The 19,119-nt window shown below is 66.1% G+C and carries 19 protein-coding genes; 11 read left to right on the plus strand and 8 right to left on the minus strand.

Annotated elements, in window-relative coordinates; all coding sequences use genetic code 11:
* The 3 genes from EN745_RS11985 to EN745_RS11995 form a co-directional block, all read left to right on the plus strand.
* Positions 1 to 463, plus strand: a 463-nt coding sequence (locus tag EN745_RS11985) for a pyridoxal-phosphate dependent enzyme (RefSeq protein ID WP_348630957.1), incomplete at its 5' end; no start/stop codon positions are given.
* A gap of 61 nt (positions 464 to 524) precedes the next feature.
* Positions 525 to 2,036: a pyridoxal-dependent decarboxylase gene (locus EN745_RS11990; protein ID WP_127405500.1), complete on the plus strand. Its 1,512-nt coding sequence runs from the start codon at positions 525 to 527 to the stop codon at positions 2,034 to 2,036.
* Positions 2,024 to 2,842, plus strand: a complete 819-nt coding sequence (locus EN745_RS11995; RefSeq protein ID WP_127405499.1) for an alpha/beta hydrolase — start codon at positions 2,024 to 2,026, stop codon at positions 2,840 to 2,842. Before EN745_RS11990 ends, EN745_RS11995 begins: the two co-directional genes overlap by 13 nt.
* An 82-nt stretch (positions 2,843 to 2,924) precedes the next feature.
* On the opposite strand, the gene EN745_RS12000 is transcribed toward EN745_RS11995, so the two are convergent.
* Positions 2,925 to 4,880: a BTAD domain-containing putative transcriptional regulator gene (locus EN745_RS12000; protein ID WP_245455411.1), complete on the minus strand. Its 1,956-nt coding sequence runs from the start codon at positions 4,878 to 4,880 to the stop codon at positions 2,925 to 2,927.
* A gap of 217 nt (positions 4,881 to 5,097) precedes the next feature.
* On the opposite strand from EN745_RS12000, the gene EN745_RS12005 reads away from it, so the two are divergent.
* Positions 5,098 to 5,334: a hypothetical protein gene (locus EN745_RS12005; RefSeq protein WP_126058646.1), complete on the plus strand. Its 237-nt coding sequence runs from the start codon at positions 5,098 to 5,100 to the stop codon at positions 5,332 to 5,334.
* Between the two features lie 42 nt (positions 5,335 to 5,376).
* Here EN745_RS12005 and EN745_RS12010 read toward each other — a convergent pair whose 3' ends face one another.
* The 3 genes from EN745_RS12010 to EN745_RS12020 all read right to left on the minus strand — a co-directional run bounded on the left by EN745_RS12010 (position 5,377) and on the right by EN745_RS12020 (position 7,976).
* Positions 5,377 to 5,757 carry a YciI family protein gene (locus EN745_RS12010; protein WP_126058647.1) on the minus strand — a complete coding sequence of 127 codons (381 nt, stop codon included), beginning with the start codon at positions 5,755 to 5,757 and terminating at the stop codon, positions 5,377 to 5,379.
* A 96-nt stretch (positions 5,758 to 5,853) separates the two neighbouring features.
* Positions 5,854 to 7,263 carry an ATP-binding protein gene (locus EN745_RS12015; protein WP_126058648.1) on the minus strand — a complete coding sequence of 470 codons (1,410 nt, stop codon included), beginning with the start codon at positions 7,261 to 7,263 and terminating at the stop codon, positions 5,854 to 5,856.
* Positions 7,260 to 7,976, minus strand: coding sequence for a response regulator transcription factor (locus tag EN745_RS12020; protein ID WP_126058649.1), 717 nt, complete (start codon positions 7,974 to 7,976; stop codon positions 7,260 to 7,262). The genes EN745_RS12015 and EN745_RS12020 overlap by 4 nt, the downstream gene beginning before the upstream one ends.
* A gap of 239 nt (positions 7,977 to 8,215) precedes the next feature.
* Here EN745_RS12020 and EN745_RS12025 point away from each other — a divergent pair, with 239 nt between their 5' ends.
* From EN745_RS12025 to clpS, 4 genes are all read left to right on the plus strand, one after another.
* Positions 8,216 to 8,518 carry a hypothetical protein gene (locus tag EN745_RS12025; RefSeq protein ID WP_126058650.1) on the plus strand — a complete coding sequence of 101 codons (303 nt, stop codon included), beginning with the start codon at positions 8,216 to 8,218 and terminating at the stop codon, positions 8,516 to 8,518.
* A gap of 40 nt (positions 8,519 to 8,558) precedes the next feature.
* Positions 8,559 to 8,798, plus strand: coding sequence for a hypothetical protein (locus tag EN745_RS12030; RefSeq protein WP_127421334.1), 240 nt, complete (start codon positions 8,559 to 8,561; stop codon positions 8,796 to 8,798).
* A gap of 178 nt (positions 8,799 to 8,976) precedes the next feature.
* Positions 8,977 to 9,291 carry a hypothetical protein gene (locus EN745_RS12035; protein ID WP_127421335.1) on the plus strand — a complete coding sequence of 105 codons (315 nt, stop codon included), beginning with the start codon at positions 8,977 to 8,979 and terminating at the stop codon, positions 9,289 to 9,291.
* A gap of 115 nt (positions 9,292 to 9,406) precedes the next feature.
* Positions 9,407 to 9,712 carry an ATP-dependent Clp protease adapter ClpS gene (clpS, locus tag EN745_RS12040; RefSeq protein ID WP_127421343.1) on the plus strand — a complete coding sequence of 102 codons (306 nt, stop codon included), beginning with the start codon at positions 9,407 to 9,409 and terminating at the stop codon, positions 9,710 to 9,712.
* 166 nt (positions 9,713 to 9,878) lie between these two features.
* On the opposite strand, the gene EN745_RS12045 is transcribed toward clpS, so the two are convergent.
* The 4 genes from EN745_RS12045 to EN745_RS12060 are packed head-to-tail and all read right to left on the minus strand — an operon-like array spanning position 9,879 to position 16,783.
* Positions 9,879 to 11,975, minus strand: coding sequence for a hypothetical protein (locus EN745_RS12045; RefSeq protein ID WP_127421336.1), 2,097 nt, complete (start codon positions 11,973 to 11,975; stop codon positions 9,879 to 9,881).
* Between the two features lie 4 nt (positions 11,976 to 11,979).
* Positions 11,980 to 14,799 carry a DUF4159 domain-containing protein gene (locus EN745_RS12050; protein ID WP_127421337.1) on the minus strand — a complete coding sequence of 940 codons (2,820 nt, stop codon included), beginning with the start codon at positions 14,797 to 14,799 and terminating at the stop codon, positions 11,980 to 11,982.
* A complete protein-coding gene (locus EN745_RS12055) occupies positions 14,796 to 15,779 on the minus strand; it encodes a DUF58 domain-containing protein (RefSeq protein ID WP_127421338.1) in 984 nt (327 codons plus the stop codon). The genes EN745_RS12050 and EN745_RS12055 overlap by 4 nt, the downstream gene beginning before the upstream one ends.
* Positions 15,779 to 16,783, minus strand: coding sequence for a MoxR family ATPase (locus EN745_RS12060; RefSeq protein ID WP_127421339.1), 1,005 nt, complete (start codon positions 16,781 to 16,783; stop codon positions 15,779 to 15,781). The genes EN745_RS12055 and EN745_RS12060 overlap by 1 nt, the downstream gene beginning before the upstream one ends.
* Before the next feature lie 145 nt (positions 16,784 to 16,928).
* On the opposite strand from EN745_RS12060, the gene EN745_RS12065 reads away from it, so the two are divergent.
* From EN745_RS12065 to EN745_RS12075, 3 genes are all read left to right on the plus strand, one after another.
* Positions 16,929 to 17,558, plus strand: coding sequence for a DUF1285 domain-containing protein (locus EN745_RS12065; RefSeq protein ID WP_126058657.1), 630 nt, complete (start codon positions 16,929 to 16,931; stop codon positions 17,556 to 17,558).
* Entirely contained in the window at positions 17,558 to 18,190 is a 633-nt protein-coding gene (locus EN745_RS12070; RefSeq protein WP_127421340.1) for a CoA pyrophosphatase, read from the plus strand. Before EN745_RS12065 ends, EN745_RS12070 begins: the two co-directional genes overlap by 1 nt.
* A partial coding sequence (locus EN745_RS12075) for a CCA tRNA nucleotidyltransferase (RefSeq protein ID WP_145992013.1) occupies positions 18,187 to 19,119 on the plus strand: 933 nt, incomplete at its 3' end. The genes EN745_RS12070 and EN745_RS12075, both read left to right, overlap by 4 nt.

Raw genomic sequence — 19,119 nt, forward strand, 5'->3', positions numbered from 1 at the left:
TGTCAGAATCGTGCTCGCCGAGCCCGCCAACGCCCAGCTTATTGGCAGCGGCAAGGCGCAGCAGCGCGGCGCCGGCGGGGCGCCGGATGCCAGCCATCCGGCCTTTGAGCCGCATCCGATCCAGGGCTGGACGCCGGACTTCATCCCCAATGTGCTGCAGGAAGCAATCGACAAGCGCTTCTATGACCAAGTGGTGCCGATCCCCGGTCCGGAAGGCATCAAATGGGCGAAGGCGCTGGCGCAGCAGGAGGGCATCTTCACCGGCATTTCCGGAGGCGCCACCTTTGCCGTGGCGCGCCAGATCGCCGGCACGGCTCCCGCCGGCTCGGTGATCCTGTGCATGCTGCCCGACACCGGCGAGCGCTATATGTCGACGCCGCTGTTCGATGGCATCGAGACCGAGATGGACGCCGAGGAGATGGCGCTGTCGCGTTCGACGCCTAGCTGCCAGTTCGACGCCTGACGACAGACCCGTGGCGCCGCCGCCCTCGATGGCGGCGCCACAAGATGTGAGAGAGGGGCAAATGGACAGTTTGGGGGAAGCGTCAACAAGCATGACCGCGGACGAAACGCTCGATCCGCCGGACTGGGCCGATGTGAAGGCCCTTTCGCACCGTATCATGGACGATGCCATGGGCTATCTGCGCGATGTCCGCGAGCGCCCGGTATGGCAGGAGATGCCGGCCGAGGTGCGGACCTTCTTCACGGCGCCCTTGCCGCGCACGCCATCGCCGCTTGCCGACGTCTACGGCGATGTCGCCCGCAACGTCATGGCCTATCCGATGGGTAACGTCCATCCGCGCTTCTGGGCATGGTACATGGGGTCCAGCAACTTCACCGGCGCGCTCGGCGATTTCCTGGCGGCAATCCAGGGCTCCAATCTCGGCGGCGGCAACCATGCCGCCGGACTGATGGACAGCCAGGTGGTCGACTGGTGCAAGGAGATGGTGGGCTTTCCGGCCTCGGCCAGCGGCACGCTCGTCAGCGGCGGCTCGATGGCCAACATCATCGGGCTCACCGTGGCGCGCAACATCAAGGCCGGTATCGACGTGCGCGAGCATGGCGTTGCCGCCATTCCGATGCCGCTGCGCTTCTACGCCTCGGACCAAGTCCATTCCTGCCATCGCAAGGCGATGGAAGCGCTCGGCCTCGGCAATCGCGCGCTGCGCCGGATCCCGACGGATGCCGGGCTGCGCATCGATCTCGCAGCGCTGCGGGCGGCGATATCCGAGGATCGCGCCGCCGGCTTCAAGCCGGCCTGCGTCATCGGCACGGCCGGCACGGTCAACACCGGCGCGATCGACGATCTGCAGGCGCTGGCGGCGCTGGCGGCTGAGGAGGACCTCTGGTTCCACGTCGACGGCTGCATCGGCGCGCTGATTGCCATTGCGCCCGGGAACGCCTCGCTCGTCGCCGGCATCGAGCAGGCGCATTCGATCGCGCTCGATCCGCACAAATGGCTGCATGCTCCGTTCGAGGCCGGCTGCGCGCTGGTTCGCGACGCCGAGGCGCACCGCGGCACCTTCGCCGTCACGCCGGAATATCTGGAATCGGCGCCGCGCGGCCTTGCCTCGGGGCAATGGCTGCATGATTACGGCCTGCAGACGTCGCGCGGCTTCCGCGCGCTCAAGGTGTGGATGGCGCTGAAGGAGCACGGCGTGGAGAAATTTGGCCGCCTGATCGACCAGAACATCGCTCAAGGTCGCTATCTCGCCGGCCTGATCGAGGCAGAACCGGCGCTCGAACTGACGGTGCCGGTCACCATCAACATCGTCTGCTTCCGCCATCGCGGCGGCGGCCTGTCCGGCGAGCGGCTGAAGGCGCTCAACACCGAGATCATGCTGCGGCTGCAGGAAGAGGGCATCGCGGTCCTCTCCGACACCACAGTGCATGGGCAGCACTGCCTTAGGGTGGCGATCACCAACCACCGGACGCGCCGCGAGGACCTCGAACTGCTGGTCGCGGAAACCTTGCGTATCGGCGCGGAACTTGCGGCGCGAATGCCGCCAGCGGGAGAGCAAACATGCCCTCGATAGACTATGTGGAAGCTGGCTCGGGGCCGCCGGTGCTGTTCGTTCCGGGGTCGTTCAGCACCCATGCGGCCTGGCGGCCGATGCAGAAATGGCTTGCGCCCGGCTATCGCATGATTGGCACCAGCCTCTGCGGCTACGGCGCGACCGCCGAGACCCGCGGGCGCGATGATTTCGGCATGCGGCACGAGCTTCGGATCATCGAGCATGCAGCACGCCGCGCTGGCGAACCCGTGCATCTGGTCGGACATTCCTTCGGCGGAACGGTCGCCCTTGCCGCTGCCCTGGCCAACTCAATCGATGTGGCGAGCCTGTCGCTTTTCGAGGCGAATCCCCTCGCACTCCTCGACCGACAGTCTCGGCGAAATCTCTACGACGCGGTTCTGGAGCTGAGCCGGGAATTCAGCGCCTCGGTCGATGCCGGCGAAGCCGATGCGGCGGCCATGATCATCGACTTCTGGGGCGGTCCAGGCACTTTTGCGACGATGCCCGAGGCCGTTCGCGACTATTGCCGCAAGACAGCGGCGACCAATGCGATCGACTGGCTGACGGACTTCGGCTTCGGCGCATCGGTCGAGGACTACCGCGCGCTCGACATTCCGGTTCTTCTCGTCAGAGGCGAGTTCGCCAATCCGGCGATGGTCGCGATGACCGATCTGCTGGAACAGGCCCTGCCGGATGCGCGTGGCGCGATCGTCGACGGCGCCGGCCACTTCCTCATTGCGACCCATGCGCAAAAATGCGCCGCGCTGCTGACGCGATTCCTGACGGTTGCGGACGCGGCGCTGCCGGAACCTACGATGGTGGCCTAGCGGCCGAATGCCTCGGCGCCGAAACAGGCCCAGGCCGCAAGAGGGAAGCTCGCCGGATGGAAGAGAGCACGGCCAGGATCTGTCATTCGGGCAGGCCTGCCAGCCGCAGCGCTTCGACATATCTGGCGAAATAGTCCGGCTTGATCAGCCCCACCCTGTGTTTGAGGTTGGAAAGCGTCAGTTCGGGATCGAGCCGCAGCGAGCCCGCGATATGCTTGCTCGCGGCATCCAACCTGCCCGCCATTGCATTGCTGGCGGCGGCGACGCGCAGGCCGGTGAGATAATATGGCTGCGCGCGGGAGGCCGCCTCGGCGATTGGCCAGGCGGCGTCGTAGCGGCCGGCCGTGAAATGGGCGAATGCGGTGAAGCACTGCATAAAGAAGGTCAGTGGATCGAGCGGGCTTAGCCGTCTTGCCCGCGACAGGTGCTCGATGGCGATGTCCGGATCGTCGTGGCAGGCCTTGAGGCAACCGCTGGCGCTCCAGGCGGCCGCGCAGTTCGGGTTCAGCACGAGCGCGCGGTCGGCCAGTGCCGAGCCGGCCTCGTAGTCACCGATGACATAGCCCAGCGCCAGGCCGCTGAAGGCCAGCGCCACCGCGTCATCCTGGCCGGCAATGGCGACGTTGCCGGCCAGCCGGGAGACCTCGGCGGTCTCCTTCTGCGGGTCAGTCATCCAGCCATTCGCCATCCGCCAGAAATAGCACCAGGCGGCAGCGCCCTCAGCGGCCGCAAAATCGGGGTCGAGCTCGATGGCCTTGTAGAACTGCGGCAGCGCCGCCTCCAGCCCCTCCCTCGTCCAGCGGTAAAGGCTCGCCATGCCGCGCAGATAGTGATCGTAAGCGTCGAGACTTTCGGTGGGTTTGCGCTTGGCACGCGCCATCTCGGCCTGTTCGAGCCTGGGCGAGATCGCACCGATGACACTGGAGGCGACGAGGTCTTGCAGTTCGAACACCTCCGAGACACCGCCTTCGAAGCGGTCGGCCCAGAGATTCACCCCCGACGCCGCCTCGATGAGTTGGCCGGCCACGCGCAGCCGACTGCCGGCCTTGCGGACGCTGCCCTCCAGCACGTAGCGCACACCGAGTTCCCGCGCTACGCGCGTGACGTCGACCGCGTGACCCTTGTAGGCGAAGGCGGAATTCCGCGCGATCACGAACAGCCAGCTCACATGCGATAGCGCGGTCGTGATCTCCTCAACCACGCCGTCGGTGAAATAATCCTGCTCGGCGTCGCCGCTCATGTTCTGGAACGGGAGGACCGCGATCGACGGCTTTTCCGGCATGGAAACGGTAGGGCGCAGCGGCTCCGCCTTCGCTTCCGGGCGGGTAGGCAGGCCGCCTTCGGCTATGGGTTCCTTCAGATGCTCCGGCGGCGCTTCGATGCGTTCGACCAGCGCCCGCGTTGCCTCTTCGGGCTCGACGCTGAGCTCGCGCTTCAACGCTTCCTTGCAGGCCAGGAACTGGCGGAAGGCGTCATTGGTCCTGCCACGGCGGCGGAAGATGCGGATCAGGGCGCGGTGGGCCTGCTCGGCGCATGGGTCGAGACTCACCAGCCTTTCGGCAAGGCTTTCACAGGCCTGTTCCTGGCGCGAACCCAGTTCCGGCAAGAGGCTCAGCCGCTCGGCCAGGTCCAGCGCCTTGCGGGTGTAGTTCGCCCGAAACGGCGCAAGCCATTCGTCGATCTCATGCGGCAATGACACCCCGTCGAGCAGGTCGCCCCGGTAGAAGTCGGCCGCAGTCGCGAGACTTTCACCGTCATCGGCCTGGATCTTCTGGTCAAAAATCCAGATGTCGGCTTCATCGGCATTCGCCGCCAGCCAGATGGTGTCGGCATTGCCTTCCAGGCGAATGGCCTCGTCGCCGGTGGACGGAAACAGCCGCCTGATGTCGACCAGGGCCTGGCGCAGGCTATTTCGCGCCTGCTGCTCGCCGCTGCCGGCCCACAGCATCGCCGCCACCCTCTCGCGGCGAAGGCCTTTGGGGCCAGCCAAAACGAGCGCGGCAAACAGCAGCGACGTCTTGCGCGTCGCGAAATGCAAAGGTTGCCCTCCTGCAGAAGCAACCTCGATGTCGCCAAGATGTGCACCCCGACCCCCGAGAAACAGCCTCGGATAGAATATCACGTCCCGCCGTCGACTTAACGACGATTTAGCGCTTCCATCCGTGGTTTTTCCTGCGGTTTCACGCCTGCATGAACATTAGCAAAGCGCGCCGGCGGGACATTGCCCTAGTGAGTTCGAACGAGGGAGAATTACAATGACCTACATCAGCCTCAGGACCATCCAGCCGACCTCCCGTTTTGCCGGCAAGCTCGCTGCCCGTGTCGCGACTGTCTTCGCCGGGCTTCGGCGCCGGTATCAGGATTCGATGCAACGCAGGGCTTTGGCCGGTCTCTCGATGTCTGAACTGAAGGACTTCGGCTATCCGGCCGATGAAGCTCCCGCTGATGTCGTGGCCCGCGGCCGCATCGCCGGGTGCAGTCCGCTGCGGTGACCCTTGCCCAGGCGCACTTCTGGATTGCCTTGCAGGCTCTTCTCATCCCGCGCTGCCGGGAAGCGGCGCGCCAGGCAGATAAAGCATGACCGGCCGGATCTCGTAGACAGCGGTGGGATTGACGCGCTTGAGGTCGCGCGCCGTGGCAATCGCCTCGTCCTGGCTGGTGCAATCGAGCACGTAAAGCCCCAGCAATTGTTCCTTTGTCTCGGCAAAGGGACCGTCGATCACCATGCCGTCACCCGGACCGCGCAGCGTGACGGCGTCGGCGGTCGCGCCCAGCCTTGCCGCTGGGCCAAGCTTGCCCTCGCGCGTCAGCCTGTCGTTGATCTCGAGCAGGTTGTCCATCAGCGCCGCATCCTCTTCGGGCGTCCAGGACTGGACGGTTTGTTCGACGTGGTAGGCCAGGATGGCGTAGAACATGGGTGTGGTTTTCCTCATGCTGGAGCGGGCCGCACTATCACAAGGATGGCGTGAGTGATCCAGTCCCGCCGCCGATCTGGCCGCCCACTTCCTGACTCAACCTGCCAGCGGCAGTCGCAACTGTGTCAGCAGGCCGCCTTCGGGATTGTTGGAGAGGCTGATTTCGCCACCGGCGGCGCGCGCGATGTTGCGGGCAATGGTCAGGCCAAGGCCAAGGCCGCCGGTCTGGCGGTTGCGCGACTGCTCGATGCGGACAAATGAGCCGAACACCGCGTCGAGCTGGGCCTGCGGGATGCCTGGCCCTTCGTCGCGGATGGCGAGCGTGACCGTGTGCTCTGACCGCTCCAGGCTGAGATGCGCCTTCTTGCCATAGATCACGGCGTTCTGGACCAGGTTGGTGACGCAGCGTTTCAGCGCCACCGGCCGGGCGACACAGATCAGGCCCCGTGGCCGATTGCCGTCATTGTCGAACGAAACCTCCTCGAAACCGTCGGCGATCGATTCCACCAGTGACCAGAAATCGATGCGTTCGGCCTTTTCCTCGGTCACTTCGAACTTGGCGAAGTCGATGACCGAGCTTGCTATGCTCTCGATGTCGGCAAGGTCGTGGGCGAGCGCTTCGCGCGCCGGCGATTTGCGCAGCAGTTCGAGGCGCAGCCGCATCCTGGTCAACGGCGTGCGCAGATCGTGAGCGAGGGCCGCCGCAAGATGCTCGCGGTCCTCGACATAGTCGCGCAGCCTGCCCTGCATGGCGTTGACCGCCTTGGCGGCGGCGCGGATCTCGCGACTGCCGGTTTCGGAGATCGGTGGGCTCTTCAGGTCGTTTCCGATACGGTTCACCGCCGTTTCCATCATCCGGTAGGGCGCGGTCAGCCGGCGCAGCGACCAGATCGACATCGCGACCACCAGCCCGGCAATCAGCGAATAGAGTGGCAGGCTGTCGAAGCTGAGGATCGGCCCGACCGGGGTGTTCGGTTCGGTGAAGTTCAGCCACTGGCCGTCGGCGAAGCGCAGCGACGCCGTCAGCTTGTCGCTCTGGGCAAAGTCCGCCGCCAGCACCAGAAGGTCGCGCTCGACCTGGCCGACGTCCTTGTTGGGAACCGTGCCGCCGGGGGCGTCGGCCTCGCGCGACGCTGGATCGCGCCGGACGCGCGCGTCGGTGATGCCGAATTTCGACAGGCGGCCAACGAGGATGTCCTCCAGCTCGGCGAGCTCGTCGTCGCCGGCGATCGAGGAGGTGACTGCGGGCGTATCCGAAACAGTGAGCGCATAGGTGGCGTTGAACAGGCCCGACGCGGTCGCCTTGCGTTCCTCGGGCGTGGCATCATGCATCAGCTGCACCAGCGAGAAGGCGCGGTCGTTCAGCCGGTAGAGATCGACCACGTCATTGGCGGCGGCGCGGTCGCGCGAGACGATGTAGAGCGTCGCGACCTGGCTGATCAGCAGGCCGGCAATGACGATGAGCAGCACCCAGACAGGCAATGTCTGCGGCAGGAAGCGTCTCATTCGGTGGTCGTCTCGGGCAAGAACTGATAGCCGCCGCTGCGCACGGTAAGGATCAGTTTCGGCGTCTTCGGATCGTCTTCCATCTTGCGTCGCAGCCGGCTGACCAGGATGTCGACGCTGCGGTCGAAACTGTAGCCGGTGTCGCCGCCCGACAGCTCGATCAGCTGGTCGCGGGTCAGCACGCGCTGCGCGCTCTTGACGAAGGTCTGCAGGAGGTTGAATTCGGCCATTGTCAGCTCGACCCTGACGTCGCCGGGCGCCGTCAGCCGTCGGCGCGAGCAGTCCATCGTCCAGCCGGCGAAATGAAAGATCTGCTTGGCGGCCGGCCGGCGCGGCTCGGCGGCGCCGTTGCGCCTTAGCACCGCGCGGATGCGGGCGAGCAGCTCGCGCGGATCGAACGGCTTCGGCACATAGTCGTCGGCGCCCATCTCAAGCCCGACGACCCGGTCGGTCGTCTCGGTGACGGCCGTCAGCATGATGATCGGCGTCGTGTAGTTGGCGCGGAGCTCGCGGCAGAGCTCGAGCCCGCTTTTTCCAGGCAGCATCACGTCGAGGACAATGAGGTCGACCTGCGCGCGGCGAAGGATCGCCTCCATCTCAGTGCCGTCGGCGGCGACCGTGGTATGCAGGCCGCGCTTCTGGAAGAACTCCTGAAGCAGGTCGCGTATGCCCTTGTCGTCGTCGACGATCAGTATGTGTGCGTCGGATTTCACGGGATCCCTGTCATTCTGGTGGCCTGGCGGTCATTTCCGATATCACCCACACGATAGAATTCCGGCCATATCTTGGCCAGTGGCGACGATGCTTCGCGAGGCTGGATTCACCAGAAACAATCCAGAAACAAAATTCTACAGTCCGGAAAAACTCCTGAAAAATTTCAAGGGCATAACCGATGTCGTGGCGGTCAGATCACCGGCTGCGACGCTAGTCTCGGGAGTAACGGACAAGACCGATGCAGAGGTTCACGATCAGCTTGATGGGTGCGTTGCTTAGCATTTCGCTCGTCACGGCAGCGGTCGCGGCCTCCAATGCAAAGGTGACGCCGATCACCCGGGCCGAGCGGTGCAGCGATCTAAGCCGTCAAGTTGACGAAGCCCTCGAAACCCATGCCGCGGCAACGCAGGTCACCGCGGCGAAGGCACTTCAGAGAAAGGGAAACCGGTTCTGCGCCAACAAGAAGCAGGCGCAGGGAATCCGGATGCTCGCGAACGCTTTGAAGCTGCTTGGAGTGACACCGATCGACCCGGTTCAGTGACGCTCGAATTCCGACCCGCATGAAAAAAGGAAGTGAAGCCATGAAAAAGTCCCTCCTCTCCGCCCTCGGCCTCGGTGTTGCTCTGGCCTTCTCGATGCCGGCTCTCGGCAATGCCGCCGCGACCACGACCGCTGCTCCGGCTGCTACGACGACCGCTCCGGCGACCGCGCCCGCCAAGGCCGCTCCGACGAAGGTTGCCGCCAAGAAGGTCTGCAAGGTGACCAAGATGCACAAGTGCCCGGTCAAGAAGGCCAACAAGGCTCCGGCGAAGAAGTCCTGATCCGCAAACCTGCTCTTGCATCAAGGCCGCTTCAGCCGGGTATCGGCTGGAGCGGCCTTGGCTCGACTGGCGCCGCCGAGCCGGCAACAGGATCGCACCCGGTCCGGCGCGCTGAAACTGGTCCCACAAACGGCGATCCTTAACCTGGTCGCAATGCCGACCCCGTAGGACAATCCGCATGAAGAAGCGGCTTTCGTCCATTATGCGTTCAATTGCGCTTGGCGGCCTGGTCGTTACCGGCCTGGCAAGGATGCTGATCCTGTTCACCGCGAGCCCGGTGCCGGACCCGGCCAGCGGGCGGACCGAGCCTTCGTTGTTCGCGCCCGAGATTTCCACCAACTGGGACTACATCACGCCGCTGCAGACCTGGCTGCTGATCGTGCTGACGGCCACGACCCTGATTGCGTTGGCAGCCTGGGCGGTCGCCGCGTTCATGGAACGCCGGGCGGACGGCCCGTCGGTCGGCCGCATCGCCGGCCGCCACGGCCGTTGAACGGCGCACGATAGCTCCCACATAGATTCGTGAATGGCCGCGCCGTCGCCGGAAATGGACGGTCGCGCGCTCGCATGACAAAGTAAGAGCCTTGCTCGCAGTCGCCGGGTTTCCGATGCCAGAAACCGTCACCAAGCCACGCACCAGAACGAAGCTGCGGACCGAGCGGCCGAAACTCTACAAGGTCATCCTGATCAACGACGACTTCACGCCGCGCGAATTCGTGGTGACGGTGCTGAAGGCCGAGTTCAGGCTGAGCGAGGACCAGGCGCAACGGGTGATGATCACCGCGCACCGGCGCGGCGTCTGCGTCGTCGCCGTCTTCACCAAGGATGTCGCAGAAACCATGGCGACGCGAGCGACGGACGCCGGCAAGGCGAAGGGCTATCCGCTGCTGTTTACGACGGAGCCGGAGGAGTAGGGCCTCTCCCTCGCCCCGTTTACGGGGAGAGGGAAAGCGAGGCCGGCTTGCCGGCTGAGCAGGGTGAGGGGTAGGGCAAGCGCCGAGTTCTGATCGCAAGCATCGGCGCTGCCCCTCATCCGCCCTTCGGGCACCTTCTCCCCGTGAAACGGGGAGAAGGAAAAGGCTACCGCCCTTCGCGGTACCACATCGAGCCCATCGCCAGGAGCAGCAGGCCAAGACCTAGGAAACCGCCGAACAACGGCACGCGGGAAACCGCCTTAAGCACGCTGTCGTCGGTGGTGCGCAGCCCGATCCAGTCGGCGCCGGATGCGACGCCCGAGGAGCGGACCGGAACGATCGAAGGCAGCGTCACGCCGCCGGTGATGCCTCCGAGCGCGGAGGAGGCGGCCAGCCGGCGCACGCTGCCGCCGGTCGCCTCGACCGGCGCGTTCAGCCGGTCCTTGGTGGAGATGACGTCGGCGAATTCCGGCGCGTTGATCGGCCCGACATGGGCAAGCGCCGTCAGGTCGCCATTGCCGACCTGGTAGAGGCCGATCTCCTTGGTCTCGACGCTGCCGAGGAAGATGCCGGGCTCGGATCTTTCCAGCTTGACGATCAGCGCCTTGCCGGACGGCGTGATGACCTGGGCAGGACCCGGATCGTCGCTCATCGTCTGGCGGCGGATCTCGAGCACCATGCCGCGTCCGTCGGCGGTCAGCCGCTCCTCCTCGAGCTCCGGCTCCTTCATCAGCCAGTGGGCGATGCGGCGGTAGAGCTGGACATGCGGGCCGCCGCCCTCGAAGCCGCGCGCCCACAGCCAGCCCTGGTCGGATAAGAGCATGCCGACGCGGCCTTCGCCCTTGCGGTCGAGCAGGAGGAGCGGCAGATTGTCGGCGCCCTTCATCACCACTTCGCCTTCGGGGTTCTTGACGCCGATGGTGCGGAACCAGCGGCTCCAGTGCGGCGGCTCGCTGTTGGATCCGTCGAGCCCTCGCGTCACCGGGTGGCGCTGGCCGAGATCGGTGAGGCGCGGGTAGAAGGCCTTGTCGACGACCTCGCCGCTCGGCATCGCCGGCAGCGCCGACATCAGCGGCGTGCGGGCGATAGAACTCTCGCCGGAATATTCGGGGCCGGCGGCGATCAGCAGTGCGCCGCCCTTTTCGACATATTCGGAGATGTAGTCGTAATAGAGGATCGGCAGCACGTCACGGTGCTGGTAGCGGTCGAAGATGATCAGGTCGAAATCCTTGATCTTCTCGACGAACAATTCGCGCGTCGGAAAGGCGATCAGCGACAGTTCGTTGATCGGCGTGCCGTCCTGCTTTTCCGGCGGCCGCAAAATCGTGAAATGGACGAGATCGACCGAGGCGTCCGACTTCAACAGGTTGCGCCAGGTGCGCTCGCCGGCATGCGGCTCGCCGGAGACGAGCAACACGCGCAGATTCTCGCGGATTCCATCGACCAGCGCGATGGCGCGGTTGTTGGCGTCGGTCAGTTCGTCCGGCTGGTGGTCAATGGCGACCTCGACGATGTTGCGGCCGGCATTGGGAATGGTGACCTGCAGCGGCATCGTCTGGCCGATCGTGGCGCGCTCGACGGAGACCTGCTCACCGTTGATCGAAACGCGGACGTCGACCTGGCCGGACTGATCACCGGTGGCGATGACACGGTAGGTCATGTCGAGCGGCTTGCCGACGAGGCCGAAGCGCGGTGCGTTCTCGAAGCGTATGCGGCGGTCCTTCTCGTGATCATTGCCGGTGATGAGCGCGTGCAGCGGCGCATTGAAGTCAGGCGCGCCGGCGGGCGCGTCATGCACCTCGCCGTCGGTGATCATGACGGCGCCGCCGATGCGCGATGGCGGCACGTCGCGGAAGGCGCCTTCGAGCGCGCTGAACAGCCTGGTATCGGTACGCTCCTCGGCGGCATCGGACTTGCCGGCCTCGACCACGCGCACGTCGAACTGCTTGAAGCGGGCAAGGCGCTGCTGTAGCCCGGCCAAGGCCTCATCGGTCTGTTTGGTGCGTTCGCCGATGTCCTGGCTCTGGCTGCGGTCGACAATGATGGCGACAACGCTCTTCAGGGCATCGCGCTCCTCATCGAGGAACACCGGGTTGAGCAGCGCGGCGCCGAGCGCCAGCAAGGCGGTGAAGCGCAGGACCGAGCCGCGCTGACGGAACCACAGGCCGACCAGCGCCAGCAACGCCAGCAACGCCAGCGGCGCCAGCACTGCAGCAAGCCACGGCCAGGCCAGAAGCGGTTCGAAGGAGATCGACCAGTTCATGGCTTTACTGCCCCAGCCGTTCGAGCAGGACAGGCACGTGCACCTGATCGGATTTGTAGTTGCCGGTCAGCATATACATCATGATGTTGACGCCGGCGCGCAGCGCATAGATCCGCTGCATCGGATCCGCCGGCACTGTGGGCAGCAAGGGGTCGCCATTCTCGTCCACAGCCCAGGCGCCGGCGAAGTCATTGGCGGTGATCAGGATCGGCGAGACGCCGTCGCCGACGCGCACCGGACGGTTCTCGGCGTTGCTGGCGTCGAGCGAGGCCTCGACCCACAGCGGGCTGCCGTTGAACCGCCCGGGGAACTCCGGAAGAATGAAAAAGGATTTGGTCAGCACGTGGTCCGACGGCACCGGCTCCAGCGGCGGCACGTTGAGATTGCCGAGGATGTCGCGCAGCCGTTCCGTCGCCGGGCTGGTCGAGTTCGCGCCGATGCCGTTGGCGAACTGGTCGCGGGTGTCGAACAGCACCGTTCCGCCCTGCTGCATGTAAGCGTCGATGCGGGCGATCGAGGCTTCGCTCGGCATCGGGGCGGCCGGGTCGATCGGCCAGTAGATCAGCGGGTAGAAGGACAATTCGTCCTTGGCAATGTCGACGCCGGCCGGCGCGCCGGGCTCCAGCGCGGTCTTCTCGATCAGGAAGCGGGTCAGGCCTTCCAGTCCGGCGCGGCTGATTGAATCAACGCCGGGCTCGCCGGTGAGCACATAGGCTATGCGGGTTTTCGAGATGTCCTCGATCGCCTGGGTGTCGCCGGGCTTGGCGTCGTCGGCGCGTGCGCGATCGGCATGGCCGAGCAGCGCGCCAAGCCCGATAAGCAAGGCGGCCGCCGTTGTCGCGGCGGCGCGGCGCGGCCGGCGCGATAGCAGGCCGCCCATCCAGAACACCGCCAGCGTATCGAGCACCATGAGCACCAGCGCCGCGGCGACGAGGGCGCCCTTTAGGTTGCGCGACTCGTCAAAAGCGTACTGGATGGTGGTCACCGGCAGCGAGACGTTGGGCCTGGCCAGCGGCGCAAAGGTGCTGGCTGCATCGAGCAGATTGTGGGCGAACACACCGGTCTCGGAGCCGTAAAGGCCCGGCGGGTTTTCGATCGTCACCGGCAGTGGACCGGGACCTGGCACCAGCGGGCGAGCGTCCGGGGTCGGCGGCACGAGCATGCCGTCTGCGGCGATCATGCGATAGGGGGCCAGCGAGGTGGCGGCGGCTTCGGCATTGGCGACCGCGGCACCCTGGTTGCGCGACAGTTGCACGATGCGCCTCAGCATCTCGACGAAACTGCCCGAGATCGGCAGGTTCGACCATGTCGCCTCGGGCGTGACGTGGAACAGCACCAGCGTGCCCTTGCCCTTCTTCAGCCCGGTCACCAGCGGCGTGCCGTCAGCCAGCGTCGCCCAGGTGCGCTCGACAATGTCGGGCGTCGGTTCGGCCAGCACCTGCCGGGTGACGGTCACCTCGGTCGGTGGTGCAAGATCGGCGAAGGCGCCATTCTTCGGGAATTCGGTCACGGGCTGCGGCGTCGTCCAGGACAGCGCGCCACCTAGCGCGCGTTCGCCGCTGCGCAGCCTGACCGGCAAAAGGTCGTCGTCATTGCCGGCGGCGGCCAGCCGCGAGCCGGCGAAACGCACCAGCGTGCCGCCCTTGTCGACCCAGTCGACCAGCTTAGGCCGGACCTGCTCGGGAATGGTGCCGACATCGGCCATGACGATCATCGCCGGCTTCTGGTCAAGCAATTGCGGGATGGCGTCGGCGAGGTCGACGCTCGATGGCTCGACGAGATCGGCAAAGGGCTGCAACGCACGACGGATGTAGTAGAGCGGCGACAAGAGCGGCTGCGCCTGGTCGGCCTCTGACTGCGACAAAAGCCCGACGCGGCGGCGCTTGGAGCTTTCGTCCAGCACCCGCACGGCGCCGGCCTGATGTTCGCCGTCGAGCGCGATCGAGGCGAAGTCGTTGCGCAGCTCGAACGGCACGGCCATGGTGCCGGTGGCCATGGACTCGCCCGGCGAAAAGGTCAGCGTCGCATCGGCGATGCGGCGGCCCTTGTCATCGAAGGCGCCCGCGGTGACCTGCGCGGGCGCCGGATCGCCCGGCGCGCGTATGGCGGTCAGCGCGAAACCGTCGACCTGGTTGTCGGCGCCGGTCAGGCCGGTCAGCGAAATCCGGTCGGACGTGGCCCAGACCAGGCGCGCGGCGTTGCTCGACAAAAGCGTGTTGAAGGCGGCTTCGTCGCCTTGCCCGGCGAGCCCGTCGGCGAGCACGGCAACGCTGGCGCCGGGATGGCTCTCCAGGCTTGCCGCGACGCGGGCATAGACGGCGGGACGGTCGGTCGGGATCGGCCGCGGCTTGGCCGCGCGCAGCCGGTCGAGCGCGGTAGCGGCGTCGAAGGGGCCGATCTCGGCGTTGGGTTTTTCGGCGGTGAAGGCGATGATGACGGGCACGCCGTTCGAGCCGGCGTCGGCGATCAGCCGTTCGGCCGTGGCGACGCGCTTGCCCCAGTCGGCGGCACTTGCCCAGTCATTGTCGATGACCAATGCCAGGGCCGAGCCCTCTGCCGGCAGTTTTTCACGCGGATTGAAGACCGGTTCGGCAAGTGCGACGACGATGAGGGCCGCCATCAGCAATCTCAGCAGCGTCAGCCACCATGGGCTCTGCTGTGGCGTCTCCTCGCGCTTCAGGACGCGGGCCAGGATCTTCAGCGGCGGAAACACTTCCGTCTGCGGCTTCGGCGGGGTGAGCCGCAGAAGCCACCAGATCACCGGCAGCGCCAGCAGGCCCCAGAGCACCATGGGCGCACCGAAGGAAAGCGGCAGCCAGCTCATGCGCCGATCTTTCCGGCATGACGACTATGGACGGTCAGCCCGCTATGACTTGCGGTCAACCCGGTATGACCCATGGTCAACCCTGCATGACTGCCTTCGGCGGTCAAAGCCATGTGGATGCGCACCAGCGCTTCCGAGGCGAGGCGGTCGGTGTGATTGACGGTGAAGCTCCAGCCCAGCCGCCTGCACCAGCCGGCCAGTTCCTGGCGGCGGGCATTGTAAAGCAGGCGATACTCATCGCCGAACATCTCGGCGCGACCGGCGGTCAGCTTGTCGCCGGTCTCGGGATCGGTGAACTCGGTGCGCCCGGCATAGGGAAAGGTCTCCTCGGCCGGATCGGCGACCTCGATCAGGTGGGCGCGCACGCCGTGGCGGGCGAGCACGTCGAGCCAGGCCATGGTCTCCTCGACCGGATCGAGGAAGTCGCCGACGAGGACGACGTCGGAAAAGCGGCGGATGCCGGAGAGGTCGGGCTTTGCCGGCAGCGCGCCGGCATGGCCGAGCTGGGCGGCGATGCGCTCGGCGCCGTTGCGGGCGGTGAACGGATCGGTCAGGCCCGGCCAGGCGATGCGCTCGCCGCTGCGCGACAGAAGCTCGGCCATGGCCAGCGCCAGGACGAGCGCGCGCGATTCCTTGGAAACGCTGGCGCCGGCCGATTTGTAGAGCATCGACGGCGAGGGATCGGCCCACAGCCACACCGTGTGGGCGGCCTCCCATTCGCGGTCGCGCACATAGGTGTGATCGTCGCGGGCCGAGCGGCGCCAGTCGATGCGCGAGGAATCGCCTTCGACATAGGGTCGGAACTGCCAGAAATTCTCGCCGATGCCGCGCTTGCGGCGGCCATGCCAGCCGGCGATCACGGTGTTGACGATGCGACGCGCCTCGACCAGCAGGTCCGGCACCAGCGAGGCCCGCAACCGGCCACGGGCGAGCGCATCGCGCGTCGCAACCGGTGCCTGGACCTCGCCTATTCGTGCCATCAGATGCCTTTTGCCAGTTTCGCCACCACGTCACGCACAGATGTGCCCTCGGCGCGGGCGGCGAAGGTCAGCGCCATGCGATGTTGCAGCACCGGCTCGGCGAGCGCCCTGATATCGTCGACCGACGGCGCAAGACGTCCATCATAGAGCGCGCGGGCTCGGGCGCAAAGCGTCAGCGCCTGGCTGGCGCGCGGCCCGGGACCCCAGGCGACTAGCTTGTCGGTCTCGGCGTGGCCCTGGCCGGGGCGGGCCGAACGCACCAGCTTGAGGATCGCCTCGACCACGCTTTCCGGCACCGGCATGCGGCGGATCAGCGCCTGGATCTCCTTGAGCCGCGCCGGCTGCAGCACATTCTCGGCCTTGGCGTCCTCGACGCCAGTGGTTTCGAGCAGGATGCGGCGCTCGGCCTCGATTTCCGGATAGAGGATGTCGACCTGCATCAGGAAGCGGTCCAGCTGCGCCTCGGGCAGGGGATAGGTGCCTTCCTGCTCAAGCGGGTTCTGCGTCGCCAGCACGTGGAAGGGCGAGGGAAGGTCGTGACGCACGCCAGCGATGGTGACGTGGTATTCCTGCATTGCCTGCAGCAGCGCCGACTGGGTCCGCGGCGAGGCGCGGTTGATCTCGTCGGCCATCAGCAGCTGGGCGAAGATCGGGCCGGAGATGAAGCGGAAGGAGCGCTTGCCGAACTCGTCCTGCTCCATCACCTCGGAGCCGAGGATGTCGGAAGGCATCAGGTCGGGGGTGAACTGGACGCGGCGGGAATCGAGGCCGAGAACGACGCCCAAGGTCTCGACCAGCTTGGTCTTGGCGAGGCCAGGCACGCCGACCAGCAGCGCATGACCGCCAGCGAGCAGCGCCACCAGCGTGCGCTCGACGACCGCATCCTGGCCGAAGATGACACGGCCGACGCCGTTGCGGACTTTCGAGATGTCCGCCAGCGCCTTCTCGGCCTCGGCGATCATGTCCTTTTCGCTGATCGGGCTTTCCTTGATCATCACGCTCATGCCGTTTCGATCCTTGTGCTGGAAATACCGGCTTGCACTGTCTGTGCCGCAGAATGCCGCGATTCGGCCTCGCCTGGCGCCTGCATTTGAACTTAAATCACAGACTTAGGCTGACAAGCGGAACAACAGTGACTATTTCGTGACCATGACGGAGCTCACAGAACATCGTGAACAGAGCCTCACCAGCGCCACCGAGGCGCGCGGGCTGGAGGCGCTGATCTCGCGCTCGACCCGCGCCGGCAAGGGGCCGGCGCCGGTGGAGCGCTGGAATCCGGACTTCTGCGGCGACCTCGACATGGAGATCAGGGCCGACGGCACCTGGTTCTATCTGGGCACGCCGATCGGGCGCATGCCGCTGGTGCAGCTTTTCTCCACCGTGCTGCGCAAGGACGCGGACGGTAAGACCTATCTGGTGACCCCGGTGGAGAGGGTGGGGATACGCGTCGTCGACGCCCCCTTCGTCGCCGTCGAGATGGATGTGTCCGGCGCCGGCGACGACCAAGTCATCACCTTCCGCACCAATGTCGGCGATGTCGTCGAGGCCGGGCCGGGCCACGCCCTGCGCTTCGTCGACGAGGAGGCGACCGGCGGCCTGAAACCCTATGTGCTGGTGCGCGGCCGGCTGGAGGCGCTCGTGGCGCGGCCGGTGATGTACGAGTTGGTCGAGCATGGCGAGGAGATCGACATCGACGGCAGGACGATGTTTGCCGTGCGCTCCAGGGGCGAGGTCTATCCGATCATGCCCGCCGAGAAGCTGAAACGGCTGAGCGCGTGATGGACCAGGTGACGCCGGCACCGTTCTCGACCGTGGATTTTCGCCAGCGCGTCGCCGCTCAGGCAGACGCACATGCCGGCGACGACTATGGCGATCATCGCTTCAATCCAGGCCATCCCAGGCTGAAGCACGCAAAGCCACTGCGCGATGCCGCCGTGCTGATCCCGGTCGTCGATCACGGCGCCGAGGCGACGATGCTTCTGACCAAGCGGGCGGAGAAGCTGCGCAGCCATTCCGGCCAGGTGGCCTTTCCAGGCGGAACGATCGATCCAACCGATCCCAATCCGGAAGCGGCCGCATTGCGCGAGACGTTCGAGGAGATCGGCCTCGAGCGCGATCATGTCGAGATCATCGGCCGCATGCCTGACTATGTTTCCGGCAGCGGCTACCGCATCGCGCCGGTGTTGGCGGTGGTTCGGCCAGGCTTCTCCTTGACGCTCAATGCCGACGAGGTCGACGCCGCTTTCGAGGTGCCGCTGCGGTTCCTGATGGACCCGGCCAACCACGCCAGGGACAGCCGCATGTGGGACGACCTCGAATGGTTCTTCTATGACATGCCCTATGGCGGCCAGCGCATCTGGGGCGTCACCGCCGGCATCATCCGCACCCTCTACGAAAGGCTCTACGCTTGAGTGCTCCGGTATCGCTCGCCGGCAGGGCAGACTGGCTGAACGAGAAGCATCTGCAGCGTCTGCTGGCAGCGCTTTCGGGTGGCGATGAGCAGGCGCGCGTCGCCGGCGGCGCCGTTCGCAACACGCTGCTTGGCCAGCCGGTCGCCGACATCGATATCGCCGCGACAACGCTGCCCGAGGAAACCATCCGCCGCGCCGAGGCGGCCGGCTTCAAGACGGTGCCGACCGGCATCGAGCATGGCACCGTCACGGCGATCGCCGGCGGCAAGGCCTATGAGGTCACCACGCTGCGCGCCGATATCGAGACCGACGGGCGGCGGGCCAAGGTGTCGTTCGGGCGCGACTGGAAGCTCGACGCCGAGCGGCGCGATTTCACCATCAACGCGCTTTATGCCGAAGCTGACGGAAACGTCGTCGACCTGGTCGGCGGCATCGCCGACATTGCGGCGCGCCGGCTGCGCTTCATCGGCGATGCGGAAGCGCGCATCCGCGAGGATTACCTGCGCATCCTGCGCTTTTTCCGTTTCTTCGCCTGGTATGGCGACGGACGACCCGACGCCGAAGGGTTGAAGGCCTGCGCGCGGCTGAAGGACGGGCTCGGCCAGCTCTCGGCGGAGCGCATCTGGTCCGAACTGAAGAAGCTCCTGTCGGCGCCGGACCCGTCACGCGCTCTTTTATGGATGCGTCAGGCCGGCGTGCTTACCAGCGTTCTGCCGGAAAGCGAGAAATGGGGCATCGACGCCATCCATGGGCTGATCCGGACCGAGAGGGACCTGGGCTGGACAGCCGACCCGCTGCTTAGGCTGGAAGCCATGGTGCCGCCTGATGCGGCGCGGCTGAAGACGCTTGCCGGAAGACTGAAGTTTTCCGCCGCCGAGGCGGAGCGGCTGCGGCATTGGGCGCTGACGGCGGCGATCGAGCCCAAGACG

Source organism: Mesorhizobium sp. M4A.F.Ca.ET.022.05.2.1 (assembly GCF_003998845.1).
In the GTDB taxonomy this organism is placed as follows: Bacteria; Pseudomonadota; Alphaproteobacteria; order Rhizobiales; family Rhizobiaceae; genus Mesorhizobium.